This is a genomic window from Enterobacter sp. RIT637, from assembly GCF_019718755.1.
GTDB lineage: Bacteria > Pseudomonadota > Gammaproteobacteria > Enterobacterales > Enterobacteriaceae > Enterobacter.
Map to the genome: position 1 here is coordinate 57,245 of NZ_JAIHAZ010000015.1, position 19,332 is coordinate 76,576.

The window sequence follows — 19,332 nt, forward strand, 5'->3', positions numbered from 1 at the left end:
CTATTCAGATTACAACTACTGTAATTTGTGGTGCCTGGGCGTAACATGAATCCAGAATTACAGCAAAACATACTGGCGAAAACAGGTTTAAAAGCTATAATTCGTCAACCATTTTAAGGTGGAAGATATAATGATTAATTTGAAAGCAGTCATTCCGGTAGCGGGTCTGGGCATGCATATGCTGCCAGCCACCAAGGCAATTCCAAAAGAGATGCTGCCGATTGTCGACAAGCCGATGATTCAGTACATCGTCGACGAGATTGTTGCTGCAGGGATCAAAGAAATCGTTCTGGTTACGCATTCCTCGAAGAATGCGGTTGAAAACCACTTCGACACCTCTTACGAACTCGAAGCGTTGCTTGAGCAGCGCGTTAAGCGTCAGCTGTTGGCAGAAGTTCAATCTATCTGCCCGCCAGGCGTGACCATCATGAACGTGCGCCAGGCGCAGCCGCTGGGTCTGGGCCACTCGATTCTGTGCGCGCGTCCGGTCGTGGGTGATAACCCGTTCATCGTCGTTCTGCCGGACATCATCATTGATACCGCGTCTGCGGACCCGCTGCGTTACAACCTGGCGGCAATGGTGGCGCGTTTCAATGAGACGGGCCGCAGCCAGGTGCTGGCGAAGCGCATGGATGGCGATCTCTCTGAGTACTCAGTTATTCAGACCAAAGAAGCGCTGGAAACGGAAGGGCAGGTGAGCCGCATTGTTGAGTTCATCGAAAAGCCGGATCAGCCTCAAACCCTGGACTCCGACCTGATGGCCGTTGGCCGTTATGTTCTGAACGCCGATATCTGGGCCGAGCTGGAAAAAACGGAGCCAGGCGCCTGGGACCGTATCCAGCTGACCGATGCGATTGCTGAACTGGCGAAAAAACAGTCCGTAGATGCCATGCTGATGACCGGCGACAGCTATGACTGCGGTAAGAAAATGGGGTATATGCAGGCGTTTGTGAACTACGGCCTGCGTAACCTGAAGGAAGGGGCGAAGTTCAGAAGCCGCATTGAGAAGCTGCTGGCTGAAGACTGATTCGTCTCTGTCTGTTTGAATAAGCGGCAGTTATCATTTGGTATGTATAAACATAACCAAAATGGTAACTGCCGCTTTTTGTTATTAATTCTAGTGATAACATGGAGTTATCTGATTCAAATGTGGACTGATTTGTAACGATTTGTGCTTGTTTCCGAGGCCATTTAGGAAGACAATTAACGCCAGTTTTTTGTCTGTGATCAGACCACAAAATCCTTTATTCAACATTCGCTCAGTGCACTGGTAGCTGTTAAGCCAGGGGCGGTAGCGTGCAAAATTTCTGAAACCGTTATTATTAATCGGTTTCCAGAGCATCAATATCTCGAAATACCCATTAGATGGAATAGCTAACGTGAAGATTCTTGTTACGGGCGGTGCCGGTTTTATCGGCTCAGCAGTGGTGCGACATATTATTAAAAATACCCAGGATGCAGTCGTCAATGTGGATAAGCTGACGTATGCCGGTAACCTGGAGTCACTGACCGACGTTAATGATAGCGATCGTTATGTCTTTGAACATGCAGATATTTGCGATAAAGCGGCAATGGATCGCATTTTCGCCGAGCACAAACCGGATGCGGTGATGCACCTTGCGGCAGAAAGTCACGTTGACCGTTCGATTACCGGGCCTGCTGCATTTATTGAGACCAATATTGTCGGTACCTATGTACTTCTGGAAGCCGCACGGGCTTACTGGTCGACGCTGGATGACGCGGCCAAAACGGCGTTTCGCTTCCACCACATCTCTACGGATGAAGTGTACGGTGATTTACCTCATCCTGATGAACACCCTGCCTCTGCAGAGCTGCCGCTGTTTACAGAAACCACAGCCTATGCGCCGAGCAGCCCGTATTCTGCGTCTAAAGCGTCCAGCGATCACCTGGTTCGCGCATGGCTGCGTACCTACGGTTTCCCAACGATTGTGACCAACTGCTCCAATAACTATGGCCCGTATCACTTCCCTGAGAAGCTGATCCCGCTGGTAATTTTGAATGCCCTGGACGGTAAAGCGTTGCCTATTTACGGTAAAGGCGACCAGATCCGTGACTGGCTGTACGTTGAAGACCATGCGCGTGCGCTGTACACCGTCGTAACCCAAGGTAAACCGGGTGAGACTTACAACATCGGCGGGCATAACGAAAAGCAAAATCTGGATGTGGTGCACACCATCTGCGATCTGTTGGATGAAATCGTGCCGAAAGAAGGCTCCTATCGCGATCAAATAACGTATGTTGCTGATCGTCCTGGCCACGATCGGCGCTATGCCATTGACGCACAAAAGATTGCCGCTGAGCTGGGTTGGAAGCCTGCTGAAACATTTGAAAGTGGCATTCGTAAGACAGTGGAATGGTATCTAAATAATAAAAAATGGTGCATTCGAGTGCAGGATGGAAGTTATCAACGTGAGCGTCTGGGGTTAGTATAAATGAAAGGCATTATTTTAGCTGGTGGTTCCGGAACCCGACTTTATCCTATTACTATGGGAGTTTCGAAGCAGTTATTACCTATTTATGATAAACCGATGATCTATTATCCATTATCGGTTTTAATGCTTGCAGGTATAAGAGATATTTTAATAATTACCACCCCGGAAGACCAGGAAGGATTTATCCGTCTTCTAGGCGATGGTTCAAATCTCGGTTTGAAGCTACAGTATGCTATTCAACCTTCTCCTGATGGACTTGCTCAGGCGTTTATTATAGGTGAAGAGTTCATCGGCAACGATTCTGTTTGTCTTGTTTTGGGAGACAATATTTTCTATGGTCAGGGGTTCTCGCCAAAATTAAAAGAGGCTGCAGTTCGGGCAACAACAAAAGCAACTGTTTTCGGTTATCAGGTTAAAGACCCTGAGCGATTTGGTGTAGTAGAATTTGATGAAAACCGCAACGTGCTCTCTATAGAGGAAAAACCGGTTAAACCGAAAAGTAATTATGCAGTGACAGGTTTGTATTTTTATACAAACGAAGTCGTTGAATTTGCAAAAAAAGTTAAGCCCTCTGAACGAGGTGAACTTGAAATAACATCAATAAACCAAATGTACCTCGAGAAGGGCGATCTGGTTGTTGAGATGCTAGGTCGTGGTTTTGCCTGGCTGGATACAGGCACTCATGAAAGCCTTTTACAGGCAGCACAGTTTGTTGAAACTATCGAAGTCCGACAGGGCTTTAAAGTCGCTTGTCTGGAAGAGATTGCGTATAATAACGGGTGGTTGGCAAAGGAAGACGTTCTGAGACAGGCTGCCTTAATGTCAAAAAATGGTTATGGTCAGTATCTTTCACAACTTGTTAAGTAATGTATAGTGTCTGAACTTAAAAGTAAGACCGTTAATGGTCTAAAATGGAGCGCTCTTGAGAGAATACTCTCACAGGGTGTTCAGCTCATTTTGATGCTGATTTTAGCGCGTCTATTAGGTCCCAAAGCCTTTGGTCTCATTGGGATGTTAGCTATCTTTATTGCGATAGGCCAAGTCTTTATTGATAGCGGATTTAGCTCTGCACTGATAAGAAAGACCGACCGTAGTAATGTAGATTATTCAACGGCATTTTATTTTAATATCATTGTAGCCTTTTGCTTCTATATTTTACTTTATATAAGCTCAGGTTACATTGCTGATTTCTATCAACAGCCAGAATTAGCCTTATTGACAAAAGTAATAGGTTTAACGCTGATGGCGAACAGCTTTTCAGTCGTGCCTAGAACAATTTTGACGGTCTCGATGAACTTTAAAGCGCAAGCTAAAGCCTCGATCTGCTCGGTTGTTCTGGGTGGAGGCGTTGCTTTGATTATGGCGTTGAATGGTTTTGGCGTTTGGGCACTGGTAGCACAAACGCTAACCGCAGCAGTGTTTAGCGCTGTTTTTCTTAATCTCATAACACGCTGGGTTCCAGTCTTTTGCTTTTCAAAAAAATCGTTTGATTATCTCTTTGGTTTTGGCGGTAAATTATTGATTTCTGGTCTACTTGATACAGCTTACAATAATCTCTACCAAATCATTATCGGTAAAAGATTTAATGCGGAAAATGTTGGGCAGTTCACTCAAGCCAACCAGATATCTAGCATACCTGCTATGACGATGACCAACATTATTCAACGTGTTACCTATCCTATGTTTAGTCATATGCAAAGTGATCAGCATAAGATGGATGAGTATTATTTGTTAACAATGAAAGTTGCTGCATTATTTATTTTTCCGCTAATGGCTGGGGTTGCCATTCTTGCACAACCGTTATTGCAACTAGTTTTAGGTGAGCAATGGAAAGAGGCTGCGGAACTTGTCGCCGTTCTTGCATTAGCGTATATGCTTTATCCCATACATGCCATTAATCTGAATGTGCTACAAGTCAAAGGCCGTAGCGACCTTTTTCTGAAATTAGAAATTATAAAAAAAATCATAGGTATTTTTATCATAGCAGTAACTATGAATTACAGTATTTACCTGATGTGTGTCGGATTGTTAATTCATTCTTATTTCGCTCTTTTGTTAAATACTTATTATACAGGTAAATTAACCGGGTTAACGGTATGGCGTCAATTCAAAGAAGTATCGCCTATCTGGTTGATTACCATGACCTCATGTTTATTTGCTAAAATGACTGCTATTTATATTACGGTTCATGATGTTTGGCAGATCGTTACAATGTTGACTTTGGCGCCTGGTATATATGTAGTCTTGATTTACCTCACGCAAAGAAAATTATTTAAGATTGTGTTGTCTATCAAAGAATAGAGAAAGCTAAATGAAAAATATACCAGTGACCCAACCTTTTCTTCCTGAGCTCAGCGAGTTTATTCCTTACCTGGAACAAATTTGGGATAATAAATGGTTAACTAATAATGGTCCTTTCCATCAGCAACTCGAAAAAGAACTGTGTGAGTATTTGGGGGTTGAGTACATATCCCTCTTTAATAATGCTACTATTGCACTCATTACAGCTCTTCAGGCACTGCGTATTTCAGGCGAAGTGATTACTACGCCATACTCCTTCATTGCGACCAGTCATTCTATTTTATGGAATGGGTTAAAGCCGGTATTTGTCGATATTGATCCTAAGACATTCAATATCGATCCAAAGAAAATCGAAGCTGCCATCACGCCAAATACTACAGCTATCATGCCTGTGCACTGTTATTCCAGCCCTTGTGATGTTGAAGCTATTCAGGAAATCGCGGACAATTACGGTCTGCGTGTAATTTACGATGCGGCTCATGCTTTTGGTGTTAATTACAAAGGCCAAAGCATTTTAAGATTTGGCGATATGTCTATCCTCAGTTTCCATGCCACAAAAGTATTCAACACCTTTGAAGGCGGAGCGATTATTTGTCAGGATGCCAAAACTAAACAGCGCATTGACAGATTAAAGAATTTTGGAATTGCTGATGAACTTACCGTAACGGCGCCTGGAATCAATGGTAAGATGAGTGAAATCAACGCTGCCTTTGGTCTGGTTCAGCTCAAGCATATCAACAGTGCAATTGAGCAGCGTAAAAAAATTGACCTGGCCTACCGTGAAGCGCTTTCGAGTATCACAGGCATTACAGTTCCTGCACCATCAGAACATTCAAACAGTAACTATTCTTATTTCCCTGTGTTGATTGAACCTGAATTTCGTGTTTCAAGGGATGAGCTTTACCTAGAGCTAAAACGAAATGACATTCTTTCTCGTCGCTATTTCTATCCATTGATTAGTAATATGCCAATGTACAGAGGAATTGAATCAGCTGCCATTGAGAATCTACCTTTATCAAATACAGTCTCTGATAAGGTACTGTGTTTACCAATTTTCAACGAATTAAGTGAGGAAGATTTCTCGCGTATTATAAATATTATTCGAGGGTAGAAATGGCTATCTTGACCCGTGAAGAAATTGAAAAGATGGGATTTGCCTCCATTGGAGAAAATATTCATATATCAACGAAAGCATCATTCTACGGTATATCAAAAATTCATATCGGGAACAATGTTCGAATAGACGATTATTGTGTTATTTCCGCAGGAGAGGGGGGGGTATATATCGGAAATTATATACATATTGCGGTGTATTCGTCTTTGATAGGTGCGGGGAAAATCACGGTAATGGATTTTTCAAATATTTCGTCGCGGGTTTCGATTTATTCTAGTAACGATGATTATTCTGGGGAATGTATGACAAACCCTATGGTTCCCACTGAACTAACAAATGTTTATCATGCCTCCGTTACTATAAATAAACATGTTATCATTGGTTCTGGGTGCGTTATATTACCAGGTGTAGTTATAGGGGAGGGGACCGCAATAGGTGCTCTTTCTCTTGTTAAATCTGATTGTGAACCCTTTTCAATATATGTAGGAAATCCCGCGTACAAAGCTAAAAAAAGAAGTATGGGCATGATCGAACTTGAAAAAAAAATGGACATAAAATCGGATCAGTAATGATAGAAATAAATGAAGAGCAAATAAAAAAAGATTGGATCACGTCGATTGATGAAATCAAAGTGAGCATTTGTTGCATTGCATATAACCAAGAGCTTTATATTTCTGAAACGATTGATAGCTTCCTAAAACAAAAAACAAAATTTCCCTTTGAAATACTTATTTCTGATGATTGCAGCACTGATGCAACCAGAGAGATTATAGAACAATATGTGCGAGAATTCCCTAGCATAATAAAATCAGTTGGCGTTGGTAAAAATCTAGGTGCTAATGGAAATATTATGAATGTACTATCTCATGCTAAAGGGAATTATATAGCCTTTTGCGAAGGAGATGATTATTGGATTGATGATATCAAGTTGCAGGTGCAACTTGAGGCTATGGAATCAAATCCACATATTAAATTTTCATTCCACCCCTGTTATTTGCTCAATAACAATGTATTGAATGAATCAAGATCCTTTTATAAAGGGCCTAACCCTACAGTTTTTCACATCAAGGATGTCTTAAATAGTTTAAATCAATTCGCACCGACTGCATCTTATATGTTTCATAGAAGCTTAATAGATACTATTCCTGATTGGTTTATAAACGCACCTGTGGGCGATCTATTTTTAGAACTTTATGGGATGAAATCTAGCGGAGGGTTATATATTCCAGATATAAATTCAGTATATCGATTAGCATCATTAGGTTCGTGGTCTACAGAAACACAAAAAGAAACCACAACGCATAAAAACAGACATCTTAAACTTATTGAATTTCTATCTTTAGCACAAAAAGATTTTTCTGAATACTCCAACGCTTTTTCACGTAAAAAAGCATATATATTTTTATCATTAGCAACTCGTGCGGTAAAAGTTGGAAACTATCAAGATTTTAATAAATATCTCAAAGCCGCTAATGAGCACTATAAGCAATTAGATTTCAGGCATAAATTTTTCAATTACATGCACAAGTTTCCGCTGGTTATTCGTTTGTTTATCAAAATGAAAAATAAACTTACCCATAATAAATAGTTTTGGTATTCTTATTAGAGATAATTGAGAGAACAATGACGAGAAAATATCTATTTGCTCTATATATATTCCTGAATATATCATGTGCGTTATATTTTGGCGTGTTAGGGATGTTGGGCGGGGATTTCAAGTATGAATACCCTGCAGATTCAGAATTGTTGTTATTATCTCTTTTAATTGTATTATTAACTTTGTGGATTGTACAAAGAGTTATATTTAAGATTTTTGAGAATATACCAGTCAAAAAAACAATTAATTTAAATAATTCAATCGTTCTGGATTGGCTTGTTTTTGCTATAGTCACTATTGGTTTGTTCTCATCAATATTTTTTAGTGTAGGTGTACTGGGTGCAAGTAAGGATGTTGCAGAGGATGCGCCAAAACTGATATTTTACTTTAATTCTTTCTTCCAACCTTCATTATTTGTTCTTATCTATTTGTTTTATAGATATGATAGTGCTCGTTTTTTATATTATATTAATTTTATTCTATATATTATATTGATTTTAGTTAGTGGGCAAACAGGACAATTATTATTATTGTTTTGCCTCTATCTTTTAAGGAAAAAAAATCCGTTAAATTTCTTCCAGCTTTGTATATTTACTTTACTTGGCATAGGATTATATCCATTTGTAAGGATTATCAAGGACGCGATTGTTCAAAGTGTCAATGCTGGCTCGAATTTAATTGAAACAGTTCTCACCGCAATGTCCAACATTGATATGGACATTTATTTTAGCTATTTATTCATAACACTTGAACGCTTTCAAAGTGTAAGCAACATACATTATCTTCTCCAGAATGGAGAGAGGTTATCAACGCTTTTTGATCTAACAGGATCAACATACTCTTTCTTTTCCTTATATTGGATTGTGTCAGCTTTTTTACGCATGTTTGGAACTGATTTGTCCAATATAACTTCAGCACAAGATTTTACCGCCGTAAGTATTAATGGCGTTTCAACTTGGTCTTCACAAATCGGTGTGTTTGGATATGTTTACTTTCATGGTATATATTCAGCCATCATCTTTTTTTCAATGATGATTGTATTGTTTTTTTGTATCCGGATGAGTAAGTTGTTAAATAAAAATAATGCTATAACAAACTTAACATGGTTCATGTCATTACTTTTGATATGCCATGGGTGGTTTATTCCATTTTATAACTATGCTCAGGCATTATTAATTTTTCTAGGTTTAGTATTAACCTTAAATGCTTTTAAAATGAAGCATAGGGTATATGGATCATGAATGCATTGCAAAAAAAAATAGTTGTTTTTAGGACTAAGTTATTGCCATACTCTGAGACTTTCATTAAAGAGCAAGTATTATCATACCAGCAATGGTCTCCGATTTTGGTTGGACACTTTAGGCTGTCTGACGGTATTGATTTAAAAGATGTAAATTACGTCACCTTTGAGAAAAGGTATAATACATTCTCTAATTTTAAAAGGAACTTTTATAAACTTATTGGGTTTTCACCTTATTGTGACTTTGCTATGTTGAACAATATAAAACCTGATCTAATCCATGTGCATTTCGGTGTTGATGCTGTTGTAAATTGGCCGCTGTTAAAAAACATTCACGTGCCCATGCTCATTACTCTTCATGGATATGATATAACAATAGATAAAAATTGGTGGGCAGCTGGTAAAGAAGGTATACATCTAAAAAAATACCCTGAAAAATTAAATCAAATTGCTAAATATGAGAACGTCAAGTTTATTGCTGTTTCACAAGCAGTTAAAGAAAAAGCAATAGAGTTTGGGATACCTTCAGATAAAATAAAAATATCATACATTGGTATAGATCTTCTAAATTTCTCATTATCAACTAACAAGTTTGTTAACCGTAAACAAATCTTATTTATTGGACGTTTGGTAGAGAAAAAAGGCGCTCATGTACTGCTAAATGCATTCTCAAAAATAAAAGATAAATTCCCTGATCACATCATTACATTTATTGGTGATGGACCATTGAAACCTCAACTTTATGACCAGGCTCATACTTTAGGAGTAAATGCAAAATTTTTAGGCGCATGCTCAAAAGAAAAAATTATAGAGGAGTTGCATAATACAGCAGTATTTTGTTTGCCTAGCATTCGCGCAAAGAATGGTGATTCCGAAGGGTTTGGGTTGGTAATCCTTGAGGCTGCAGCATGTGGTGTACCTGTCGTGACTTCTGCATTGGGTGGGGCAACGGAGGGTATTGTTCACGGGGAAACAGGTTTTAGATTTGGTGAAAATAATAGTGATGAGTTGGCTTTATATTTAGATACCTTATTGAGTGATCCACATTTAATGAAATCAATGGGTCAAAATGGCAGAGAGTTTGTTGAGAAAAACTTTGATATAAACAAATGCACGAGATCTCTTGAAATAATATATGCAGATATTATAAACGGTTGTTAAAAAAGGTTGAGATAGTAATGACTCTGAGGAATAAAGTGGATGTAATTATCCCTTGTTTTAATCGATTAGAACTTATAATGAGTTCAATACGAAGCGTCAAGTTGCAAACATATCCTATTAATAAAATAATTATTGTGGATGACTGCTCTTCCTTTACAAATGAGCAGTTTTGGATGGCGCTTAATAATAATATATCTGATTCTTCAAATATCGAATTTCATAGAAAAAAAAATAATGGTGGCGCTTGTCAATCCAGGAACCAAGGCGCAAGCCTTAGTGAAGCAGAATTTATTGCTTTTCTTGATGATGATGATATGTGGGAGCCAGAGCATATAGAAAAGCTAATAAACTGTTTTAACGATGATAAAGTTGCATTAGCCTACTCTGGGAAAAAAATAACTAACTTTGCCAAAGATAGCGTCAGAAAAAGCTTAAATATTATCCCTAATAAAGAACAATATAAAGCGCTTCTTAAATGTAACTATCCAGGTTCAACTTCTTCAATTCTTGTAAGGAAAAAGTATTTCCTTGAGACTTCTGGATTTGATGAAAAACTGCCTGCCATTCAGGACTATGATTTTTATTTAAGATTAGTCAAGAAAGGTAAAATTGCAACAAGCAAAGAATATACATTGATTTATAGAGATGATACGGGAATTAAAATTACGAATCAATTGAATAAAGCTCGTTGTGCATTTTATATGATAATCGGGAAAACAGAGAGCTGTTTTAAAAAACAACTTGCGTATACAATTTTCATCCAAAATTTTAAAAAAGCCGTCATAAATAAAAACATCACGTATGCTTTATTGTTTAGTCTGGATTATTTTAAATTCTTATTGATGAGTAAATGAAATGAAATATGATTACCTGATTGTTGGGTCTGGGCTGTTTGGTTGTGTCTTTGCTCATGAGATGCACAAACGTGGTTTCAAAATTAAAGTGATTGAAAAAAGAAATCATATTGGTGGAAACATATACTGTAAGGAAATCGAAGGTATAAACGTCCATGCTTATGGTGCGCATATCTTTCACACAAATGATAAAAAAATCTGGGACTACGTTAATACTCTTACTGAATTTAATCGATTTACAAATTCCCCGGTTGCAATATCAAAAGGTAAAATGTATAACTTGCCTTTTAATATGAATACATTTTATCAATTATGGGGGGTAACTAAGCCTGAAGAGGCTAAAAGCAAAATTGCTTCCCAGAGTGCGGAAATGGATGGGAAGGACCCCCAAAATCTTGAAGAACAGGCGATTTCGTTAGTCGGTAGAGACATCTTCAATACTTTAATAAAAGAATATACTGAAAAGCAATGGGGACGAGATTGTAAAACACTTCCTCCATTTATCATTAAGCGACTTCCTGTGCGCTTTACTTTTGATAATAACTACTTTAATGATAAATATCAAGGTATACCAATTGGCGGCTATAATAGCATAATTGAATCCTTGCTTAATGGCATAGAAGTTGAAACAGAAGTAGACTTTTTTGACGATAAAAACAGATGGATCGAATCTGCTTCAAAAGTTGTTTATACTGGGCCTATCGATAAATACTTTGATTTTGAGTTTGGTGAGCTTGAATATCGCACGCTTGAATTCCAGAATGAGGTTCTGGAAACAGATAATTTCCAGGGTAATGCGGTGATAAACTATATTGATGCTTATTTCCCTTATACCCGTATTATTGAGCATAAACATTTCGAATTTGGAACTCAAGCTAAAACAGTAATCACTAAAGAATATCCAAAAGAATTCAAGCATGGCGATGAGCCGTATTATCCTGTTAACGACAGTAAAAATAACAGAATTTTCTCTCAATATAAACAAAAGTCAAAAACATTAAGCAATATTCTATTTGGCGGCCGTTTGGCTGAATACAAATATTACGATATGCATCAGGTAATAGCTTCTGCATTGAATGCTGTCGAAAAGGAGTTAGAAGCTAAATGAAGAAGGTTATAGCTTTAGTCGTTACTTATAAACGCAAGGATTTTTTAAGTAAAGTAATAAAAGGCTTACATAATCAGTCCTATCCAATAAATGAGATCATTATTGTCGATAATAATAGTCAGGATGGTACAGATTTATTAGTCCAAGAGATGCAGAAAGAATTTTCTGATGCCGCTTTGACCTATTTTAATACTGGGGCAAACCTTGGTGGTGCAGGTGGCTTTTCATTTGGTTTCGACATTATTAAAAACAAAGAATATGATTGTGTATGGTTGATGGATGATGATCTGCTTCCTTCACCAGATTGCCTTTCTCATCTTGTGAAATTCGATAATAACGGTATTACGCAGCCAATGAGATTCAATCTAGATGGATCATGTGCTGAAATTTCACCTTTGAAATATGATCTATCAGATCCATTCATTATTAACCCAAAAAGATCAACGATTCAAGACTTATACGAAAGGCAGCCTTTTCATGAGCCAATAGAAATTGATGGTGTTCCTTTTGAAGGTCCATTGATATCCAAAGAACTTGTAGATAAAATTGGCAAGCCTGATGCCAGATTTTTCATCTTCAACGATGATCTGGACTATTCAATTCGTGCTAGAAATAATGGGTATAAAATATTTTGTCATCCAAGCGCTAAAGCAACACGCTTATTGGTTAATAACCAAGGTAATGATTTAAATTCATGGAAAGGATATTTCATGTTACGCAATCATTTTTATATATTAAGAGTTCATGGTAATTCTATCCCTGTAAAAATGAGACCATTATTTTTGACGGTGGGATATTTTGGTTTATCCTTATTGCGTGGCAAAATTTCACATGCTTTAACTACCTTAAAAGCATACAGAGATTCCTTCTCTTTGAAAAATAATGATAAATTTAGACCTTGATTTTTATATGCAGCAATATTCAGTGATTATTGCTCATTTAGGCACAATTGTCCCTACACACACATGATAAAATTGGGTTAACATCAGAGCTACATTCAAGCCGCGCACAAGTCGCGGTGACCACACCTGACAGGAGTATGTAATGTCCAAGCAACAGATCGGCGTTGTCGGTATGGCAGTGATGGGGCGCAACCTGGCGCTCAACATCGAAAGCCGTGGTTATACCGTCTCCGTTTTCAACCGCTCCCGTGATAAGACTGAAGAAGTCATCGCTGAGAATCCAGGCAAGAAACTGGTTCCTTTCTATACGGTTAAAGAGTTCGTTGAGTCTCTGGAAACACCTCGTCGTATCCTGTTAATGGTGAAAGCGGGCGCAGGTACCGATGCTGCTATCGATTCCCTGAAACCGTATCTGGATAAAGGCGACATCATCATTGATGGCGGTAATACCTTCTTCCACGACACCATTCGTCGTAACCGTGAACTGTCTGCGGAAGGCTTTAACTTCATCGGTACCGGCGTTTCCGGTGGTGAAGAAGGTGCACTGAAAGGTCCATCTATCATGCCTGGCGGCCAGAAAGAAGCGTACGAACTGGTCGCTCCTATCCTGACCAAAATTGCAGCCGTTGCTGAAGACGGCGAGCCGTGCGTGACCTATATCGGTCCTGACGGTGCTGGCCACTATGTGAAGATGGTTCACAACGGCATCGAATACGGCGATATGCAGCTGATTGCCGAAGCATACTCCCTGCTGAAGGGGGGCCTGAACCTCTCAAACGAAGAACTCGCCGAGACCTTCACCGAGTGGAACAAAGGCGAGCTTAACAGCTACCTGATCGACATCACCAAAGATATCTTCACTAAAAAAGATGAAGAGGGTAAATACTTGGTTGATGTGATTCTGGATGAAGCAGCGAACAAAGGTACCGGTAAATGGACCAGCCAGAGCTCTCTGGATCTGGGCGAGCCTCTGTCCCTGATCACTGAATCTGTGTTTGCACGTTACATTTCCTCCCTGAAAGAGCAGCGCGTTGCAGCTTCAAAAGTGCTGTCCGGCCCTCAGGCCAAGCCAGCCGGTGACAAAGCTGAATTCGTTGAGAAAGTCCGTCGTGCTCTGTACCTCGGTAAAATCGTCTCTTACGCGCAGGGCTTCTCTCAGCTGCGTGCCGCTTCAGACGAAAACAACTGGGATCTGAACTACGGTGAAATCGCGAAGATCTTCCGTGCTGGTTGCATCATTCGCGCTCAGTTCCTGCAGAAAATTACTGATGCGTACGCTGAAAATGCCGGTATCGCGAATCTGCTGCTGGCACCGTACTTCAAGAAAATCGCTGACGAATACCAGCAGGCGCTGCGTGACGTGGTTGCTTACGCTGTGCAGAACGGTATCCCTGTTCCGACCTTCTCCGCTGCGGTGGCGTACTATGACAGCTACCGTGCTGCCGTACTGCCAGCGAACCTGATTCAGGCACAGCGTGATTACTTCGGTGCGCATACGTATAAACGTACCGATAAAGAAGGTGTGTTCCACACCGAATGGCTGGATTAATCTGATTTAACTCAGCCTGATAACAAAGCCCGGTGATGCTCACCGGGCTTTTTTTATAACGGATAAGCCCATCTGGACTTGCTTTGTCCAGCGAGTGTCTTTCAACACCCTATAAACCACTGCGTTTTCTCATTTCTGCAGCCAGGCATTCGCCTTGACAGCCGCTCAACATAAGAGGTAAAAACCTCAACAGTTGTTTATTGCGGTGGTGTGCTTACGCCTCCTGAAACCTAAACTTGAAGAAGTTGAACGAATGAAAATAACTATCTCCGGAACAGGCTATGTAGGCCTATCAAACGGCATTCTGATCGCACAAAACCATGAAGTGGTGGCGTTGGATATCGTTCAGTCCAAAGTGGATATGCTTAATCAAAAGCAATCCCCGATTGTCGATAAAGAAATCCAGGAATACCTTGCTAATAAACCTCTGAATTTCCGTGCCACGACGGATAAAGAAGACGCCTACCGCGACGCAGATTTCGTCATCATCGCCACACCAACGGATTACGATCCTAAAACCAACTATTTCAACACCTCAACGGTAGAAGCGGTGATCAAGGACGTTATCGCAATCAATCCGAAAGCGGTGATGATCATTAAGTCGACCATTCCGGTAGGCTTTACTAAATCGATTAAAGAAGAGTTGGGTATTGATAATGTCTTCTTCTCGCCAGAGTTTCTGCGCGAGGGTAGGGCGTTATACGATAACCTGCACCCATCCCGTATCGTGATCGGTGAGCGCTCTGAGCGTGCGGAACGTTTTGCTGCACTGCTCCAGGAAGGCGCAATCAAGAAAGATATTCCGGTACTGTTCACTGACTCTACCGAAGCCGAGGCGATCAAGCTCTTCGCTAATACCTATCTGGCAATGCGCGTGGCCTACTTCAACGAACTAGACAGCTATGCAGAGAGTCTGGGCCTGAACACCCGCCAAATCATCGAAGGCGTGTGCCTCGACCCGCGTATCGGCAACCATTACAACAACCCGTCCTTTGGCTACGGCGGTTATTGCCTGCCAAAAGATACCAAGCAGCTGCTGGCAAACTATCAGGCGGTGCCAAACAATCTGATTTCCGCGATTGTCGATGCCAACCGCACGCGTAAAGACTTCATCTCTGATTCCATTCTTGCGCGTCAGCCGAAAGTGGTGGGCGTTTATCGTCTGATTATGAAGAGCGGCTCTGATAACTTCCGTGCTTCTTCTATTCAGGGGATCATGAAGCGTATTAAGGCGAAAGGCGTGCAGGTCATTATCTATGAACCAGCGATGCAGGAAGACGAGTTCTTCCACTCCCGCGTGGTTCGCGATCTGGACGCTTTCAAAAAAGAAGCGGATGTGATTATCTCCAACCGTATGGCGGAAGAGCTGGCAGACGTGGCGGATAAAGTTTATACCCGCGATCTGTTTGGTAGCGACTAATCTCCCGTCTACCGCACATAAAAAACCCGGCTCATGCGCCGGGTTTTTTTGTATTAAACCTTATAAAAATTACGGTACCAGTCGACAAAGTTCTTCACTCCGTCTTTTACCGAGGTCTGCGGTTTAAAACCAATCACGTCATATAACGCCTTCGTATCGGCGCTGGTTTCCAGCACGTCACCTGGCTGGATGGGCATCATGTTTTTCTCTGCCTTTTTACCTAACGCATCTTCCAGCGCGGTAATGTAATCCATCAGTTCGACAGGCGAGCTGTTACCGATGTTGTAGACGCGATACGGTGCGGAGCTGGTCGCTGGTGAACCGGTCTCGACGGTCCAGTTCGCATCGGCCTGAGGGATCACATCCTGCAGGCGGATGATCGCTTCAGCGATATCGTCGATGTAGGTGAAGTCACGCTTCATCTTGCCGTAGTTGTAGACATCGATACTCTTACCTTCAATCATCGCTTTGGTGAACTTAAACAGCGCCATGTCCGGACGTCCCCACGGACCGTACACCGTAAAGAAGCGAAGCCCGGTTGTCGGCAGGTTGTAGAGATGCGAGTAAGTGTGCGACATCAGCTCATTGGCTTTTTTGGTCGCCGCATACAGTGAAACTGGGTGATCCACTGAGTCGTCAGTTGAGAACGGCATCTTACGATTCAGACCGTAAACGGAGCTGGAGGAGGCATACAGGAGGTGCTGAACCTTGTGATGGCGGCAACCTTCCAGCACGTTGAGATGACCAACCAGGTTAGCATCTGCATAGGCGAGCGGATTTTCCAGCGAATAGCGTACGCCCGCTTGAGCCGCCAGGTGGATGACACGGTCAAATCTCTCGTTGACGAAAAGGGTGGCCATGCCTTCACGGTCGGACAAATCCAGCTTGTGGAAGTTGAAATTATCGGAGTTGAGCAGATCCAGACGTGCCACCTTTAGGTTCGGATCGTAATAGTCATTCAGATTATCAATACCGACGACCTGATGGCCTGCGTCCAGTAGTCGCTTGCTGACATGTGAACCGATAAAACCTGCTGCGCCCGTTACCAAAAATTTCATATCTTTCCTCGTTAACGCTTCGTTCTTGTTGATGCCTGAGGCATCAGAATTTGTCTATGATAGCGCGTAGCGCATCAGTTACATAACCCATCTTTCCGATATAACTCATCGTATTCCTATAGAAAAATTGCCAGCAACAGATACACTATGGGAACATGATTTCTTTTGCCCTTTTTGATCTGTTAGGGATTGTATGACGCAAAACAACAATAACCTGGTCACGCGCAGTAACGACCCGGAGCAAATTGATTTACTTGATTTAGTGCTACAGCTGTGGCGTGGGAAGTGGGTAATTGGGGCGTTTATCGCTGTTTTTATCGTATTGGCTGGTGTTTATATCACCATAGCAAAAGAAAAATGGACCTCATCTGCTATCATTGCCCAGCCCGATGCGGCTCAGATTGCCACTTACGCGAATGCGCTGAATATCCTTTACGGTGGCGCAGCCCCTTCAATGTCGGATATACAGAATCGTGCTATTGGCCGCTTCAACTCTTCATTTTCAGCTTTAGCTCAGGCGCTGGAAAACCAGGAGATTTCAGAGAAGCTGACCATCGACGCTACCGTTAAGGGTCAGGCATTTCCATTAACCGTAACCTATCAGGGCGAATCTGCCGAAGCGGCTCAGAAGCAGCTTGCGCAGTACATCCAGCAGGTTGACGAGCAAACCGCAAAAGAGCTGACGCTTGATCTGCGGGATAACATCAAACAGCAGATCACCACTCTGAACGACTCCCTGGAAAACCAGGAGAAAGTGTCTCAGGAGCAGAAAGATCTGCGTATCAAACAGATCACTGAGGCCCTGAAAAACGCTGAAGCCGCAAAAATCACGACACCGCAGATTCAGCAAACTCAGGATGTAACCCAGGAAACTATGTTCCTGCTGGGAAGCGAAGCGCTGAAGTCAATGATTGAGAACGAAGCGTCCCGTCCGTTGGTCTTCTCAGGTGCGTACTACCAGACCAAACAGAACTTACTGGACATCCAGAACCTGAATGTGAACCCGGACACCATTCACGTTTACCGTTATGTGATGAAACCGAATTTACCTATCCGTCGCGATAGTCCAAAAAAATCCATTGCTCTGATTCTTGCCGTATTGATGGGGGGCATTTTTGGTTCAATGACTGTATTGGGTCGTAATGCGGTACGGAGACATCATGAATGATTTGTTATTCTATCTTCATGATTTAATGTGATATTCATACACTATTATTTTTATCTTTTATATTATTGTGTGAGTGCTGTGAGGTTAAATAAAGCGGAGCATAAGCTCCGCTTTATTATGCGATTTTTTTTGCGAGAATGTTGCTATATTTTACTGAGCCATTGTCCACGAATTTTTCGAAATAAATGGCAGTTATTATTGTCATGAAATACACCATTGAAGATAAGGCTATCATCGAGATAAATGTAGTTGGCACTACATTTTTGAAGTTTAGGATGAAAATCAGGAATGGAACATGCAAAATATATACAGAAAAGGATATTTTTCCCATGAATTGAAGGGGGCGTTTATTGAAAAATAATATTGATTCGTGAAGGCTGAATAATCCAATAAACAAAGCCATGCTACCAAATTTTATAAGATACTGATATGTTTTATTATGATCCGAAAAAAGCATCATATATTGATAGATCCCTCCAATTTCCGTTCCGGTTCTAGGGTATGGGAATGACATTAATATCAATGATGCTATTATTAATATAATTGACAAGGATTTTTTACGCAAGGTAATTGAATAATTATCATGAAGGAGTGAGTTCACAGTCATCCCAAAGATAAAAATACAGTAATAGGTGTCTAATGTGAAGATAAAACAAATTAAATACACTATATATTTATAGCGAAAATTACCAAATATAGCTAACAACGCAAAAACGAGAAAAGAACCGAATAATTCATATGTGATTGTCCACATTGCTCCATTCTCTAAACGTTCACCTCCGAAAGGAACATAAACAAAAGATTGCATAAAAACATCTTTGATTGTCATTTGAAAGGACGTATCAAAGGTATAGTTGCTCACTTGATATATTAGATATAAAATAACCATTGCGAAAAAGATCGGAATAATTAGTCTTGGGTATCTTTTTATACTTGCTGATGTAAGAATGCTAATATCCTTTTGTTTATTAAATTTGTGTGATAACACAAATCCACTGAGAATGAAAAATATGTATACGGATGGGATTCCGCTATAAATTAAATTCAATGGAGACCATGCGATTATCCTTTGTATCTCTCCCCAAATCCCCGAAACATTTGTATGCCTGAAGGCAGAATTAAAGGCTGTAACACAATGATCGAAAACCACTATGAAGCAGCATAGCCCTCTTAACCCTTCTAAATGTGTTATTTTTTGCATTCGAAGTACTAACCCTTCTAAACTCAATTTTTTTGATTGAAACTCTTAACAGTAGTGAATGACTTGCCTTCCTGTCTCAATTATTGAAATATTAGGCTGCTTAGCATTGGATATCTGAGTAAACGCAGAATTTTGGCTCAATAAGGTGCAGACTAACTCTTAAAAAAAGTGTGGTTGAGACTGAATTTTTCATTATAAATGATTGT

The 19,332-nt window shown here is 40.6% G+C and carries 17 protein-coding genes; 15 read left to right on the forward strand and 2 right to left on the reverse strand.

Translation table 11 applies throughout. From position 1 onward, the window contains the following. Window positions 1-130: 130 nt before the first annotated feature. The 14 genes from galF (at window position 131) to ugd (ending at window position 15,699) form a co-directional block, all read left to right on the forward strand. Window positions 131-1,027 (forward strand): GalU regulator GalF, encoded by an 897-nt coding sequence (gene galF / locus K5E19_RS18535; RefSeq protein WP_108418182.1) that lies wholly within the window; start codon window positions 131-133, stop codon window positions 1,025-1,027. A gap of 352 nt (window positions 1,028-1,379) precedes the next feature. After that, window positions 1,380-2,453: a dTDP-glucose 4,6-dehydratase gene (gene rfbB / locus K5E19_RS18540; RefSeq protein ID WP_221552501.1), complete on the forward strand. Its 1,074-nt coding sequence runs from the start codon at window positions 1,380-1,382 to the stop codon at window positions 2,451-2,453. Then, window positions 2,454-3,320 (forward strand): glucose-1-phosphate thymidylyltransferase RfbA, encoded by an 867-nt coding sequence (gene rfbA, locus K5E19_RS18545; RefSeq protein ID WP_221552502.1) that lies wholly within the window; start codon window positions 2,454-2,456, stop codon window positions 3,318-3,320. It abuts the gene before it with no gap. Window positions 3,321-3,326: 6 nt separating this feature from the next. Continuing rightward, window positions 3,327-4,754 (forward strand): lipopolysaccharide biosynthesis protein, encoded by a 1,428-nt coding sequence (locus K5E19_RS18550; protein ID WP_221552503.1) that lies wholly within the window; start codon window positions 3,327-3,329, stop codon window positions 4,752-4,754. A 10-nt stretch (window positions 4,755-4,764) separates the two neighbouring features. Further along, entirely contained in the window at window positions 4,765-5,865 is a 1,101-nt protein-coding gene (gene vioA, locus K5E19_RS18555; protein ID WP_221552504.1) for a dTDP-4-amino-4,6-dideoxy-D-glucose aminotransferase VioA, read from the forward strand. Between the two features lie 2 nt (window positions 5,866-5,867). Further along, entirely contained in the window at window positions 5,868-6,437 is a 570-nt protein-coding gene (locus tag K5E19_RS18560; RefSeq protein ID WP_221552505.1) for an acyltransferase, read from the forward strand. Then, window positions 6,437-7,456 (forward strand): glycosyltransferase, encoded by a 1,020-nt coding sequence (locus K5E19_RS18565; RefSeq protein ID WP_221552506.1) that lies wholly within the window; start codon window positions 6,437-6,439, stop codon window positions 7,454-7,456. Before K5E19_RS18560 ends, K5E19_RS18565 begins: the two co-directional genes overlap by 1 nt. A gap of 35 nt (window positions 7,457-7,491) precedes the next feature. Then, the gene (gene wzy / locus K5E19_RS18570; protein ID WP_221552507.1) at window positions 7,492-8,706 is read left to right on the forward strand and encodes an oligosaccharide repeat unit polymerase; all 1,215 of its coding nucleotides are present in this window, start codon (window positions 7,492-7,494) and stop codon (window positions 8,704-8,706) included. Beyond that, window positions 8,703-9,866 carry a glycosyltransferase gene (locus K5E19_RS18575; RefSeq protein ID WP_221552508.1) on the forward strand — a complete coding sequence of 388 codons (1,164 nt, stop codon included), beginning with the start codon at window positions 8,703-8,705 and terminating at the stop codon, window positions 9,864-9,866. Before wzy ends, K5E19_RS18575 begins: the two co-directional genes overlap by 4 nt. Window positions 9,867-9,901: 35 nt before the next feature. Next, entirely contained in the window at window positions 9,902-10,720 is an 819-nt protein-coding gene (locus K5E19_RS18580; RefSeq protein WP_221552509.1) for a glycosyltransferase family A protein, read from the forward strand. A gap of 1 nt (window position 10,721) precedes the next feature. After that, complete coding sequence (gene glf, locus K5E19_RS18585) at window positions 10,722-11,828, forward strand: UDP-galactopyranose mutase (protein ID WP_221552510.1); 1,107 nt, start codon at window positions 10,722-10,724, stop codon at window positions 11,826-11,828. Beyond that, window positions 11,825-12,730, forward strand: a complete 906-nt coding sequence (locus tag K5E19_RS18590; RefSeq protein ID WP_221552511.1) for a glycosyltransferase — start codon at window positions 11,825-11,827, stop codon at window positions 12,728-12,730. The genes glf and K5E19_RS18590 overlap by 4 nt, the downstream gene beginning before the upstream one ends. Window positions 12,731-12,872: 142 nt before the next feature. Beyond that, a complete protein-coding gene (gene gndA, locus K5E19_RS18595; protein ID WP_023294999.1) occupies window positions 12,873-14,279 on the forward strand; it encodes an NADP-dependent phosphogluconate dehydrogenase in 1,407 nt (468 codons plus the stop codon). Between the two features lie 253 nt (window positions 14,280-14,532). Continuing rightward, window positions 14,533-15,699, forward strand: a complete 1,167-nt coding sequence (gene ugd, locus K5E19_RS18600) for a UDP-glucose 6-dehydrogenase (RefSeq protein ID WP_042716014.1) — start codon at window positions 14,533-14,535, stop codon at window positions 15,697-15,699. 53 nt (window positions 15,700-15,752) lie between these two features. Here the strand turns inward: ugd and K5E19_RS18605 are convergent, their stop codons facing one another. Further along, complete coding sequence (locus K5E19_RS18605) at window positions 15,753-16,757, reverse strand: NAD-dependent epimerase (RefSeq protein WP_221552513.1); 1,005 nt, start codon at window positions 16,755-16,757, stop codon at window positions 15,753-15,755. A 193-nt stretch (window positions 16,758-16,950) separates the two neighbouring features. Here K5E19_RS18605 and wzzB point away from each other — a divergent pair, with 193 nt between their 5' ends. Further along, on the forward strand, window positions 16,951-17,925 hold the full coding sequence (wzzB, locus tag K5E19_RS18610; RefSeq protein WP_221552515.1) for an LPS O-antigen chain length determinant protein WzzB: 975 nt from the start codon (window positions 16,951-16,953) through the stop codon (window positions 17,923-17,925). Between the two features lie 115 nt (window positions 17,926-18,040). Here the strand turns inward: wzzB and K5E19_RS18615 are convergent, their stop codons facing one another. Then, the gene (locus tag K5E19_RS18615; protein ID WP_221552516.1) at window positions 18,041-19,126 is read right to left on the reverse strand and encodes an acyltransferase; all 1,086 of its coding nucleotides are present in this window, start codon (window positions 19,124-19,126) and stop codon (window positions 18,041-18,043) included. Between the last annotated feature and the right edge of the window lie 206 nt (window positions 19,127-19,332).

Bases quoted from the DNA above. Each gene is read 5' to 3' on its own strand.
- galF (WP_108418182.1), top strand. From the start codon at position 131: ATGATTAATTTGAAAGCAGTCATTCCGGTAGCGGGTCTGGGCATGCAT.
- rfbA (WP_221552502.1), top strand. From the start codon at position 2,454: ATGAAAGGCATTATTTTAGCTGGTGGTTCCGGAACCCGACTTTATCCT.
- vioA (WP_221552504.1), top strand. From the start codon at position 4,765: ATGAAAAATATACCAGTGACCCAACCTTTTCTTCCTGAGCTCAGCGAG.
- K5E19_RS18560 (WP_221552505.1), top strand. From the start codon at position 5,868: ATGGCTATCTTGACCCGTGAAGAAATTGAAAAGATGGGATTTGCCTCC.
- K5E19_RS18565 (WP_221552506.1), top strand. From the start codon at position 6,437: ATGATAGAAATAAATGAAGAGCAAATAAAAAAAGATTGGATCACGTCG.
- wzy (WP_221552507.1), top strand. From the start codon at position 7,492: ATGACGAGAAAATATCTATTTGCTCTATATATATTCCTGAATATATCA.
- K5E19_RS18575 (WP_221552508.1), top strand. From the start codon at position 8,703: ATGAATGCATTGCAAAAAAAAATAGTTGTTTTTAGGACTAAGTTATTG.
- glf (WP_221552510.1), top strand. From the start codon at position 10,722: ATGAAATATGATTACCTGATTGTTGGGTCTGGGCTGTTTGGTTGTGTC.
- K5E19_RS18590 (WP_221552511.1), top strand. From the start codon at position 11,825: ATGAAGAAGGTTATAGCTTTAGTCGTTACTTATAAACGCAAGGATTTT.
- gndA (WP_023294999.1), top strand. From the start codon at position 12,873: ATGTCCAAGCAACAGATCGGCGTTGTCGGTATGGCAGTGATGGGGCGC.
- ugd (WP_042716014.1), top strand. From the start codon at position 14,533: ATGAAAATAACTATCTCCGGAACAGGCTATGTAGGCCTATCAAACGGC.
- K5E19_RS18605 (WP_221552513.1), bottom strand. From the start codon at position 16,757: ATGAAATTTTTGGTAACGGGCGCAGCAGGTTTTATCGGTTCACATGTC.
- wzzB (WP_221552515.1), top strand. From the start codon at position 16,951: ATGACGCAAAACAACAATAACCTGGTCACGCGCAGTAACGACCCGGAG.
- K5E19_RS18615 (WP_221552516.1), bottom strand. From the start codon at position 19,126: ATGCAAAAAATAACACATTTAGAAGGGTTAAGAGGGCTATGCTGCTTC.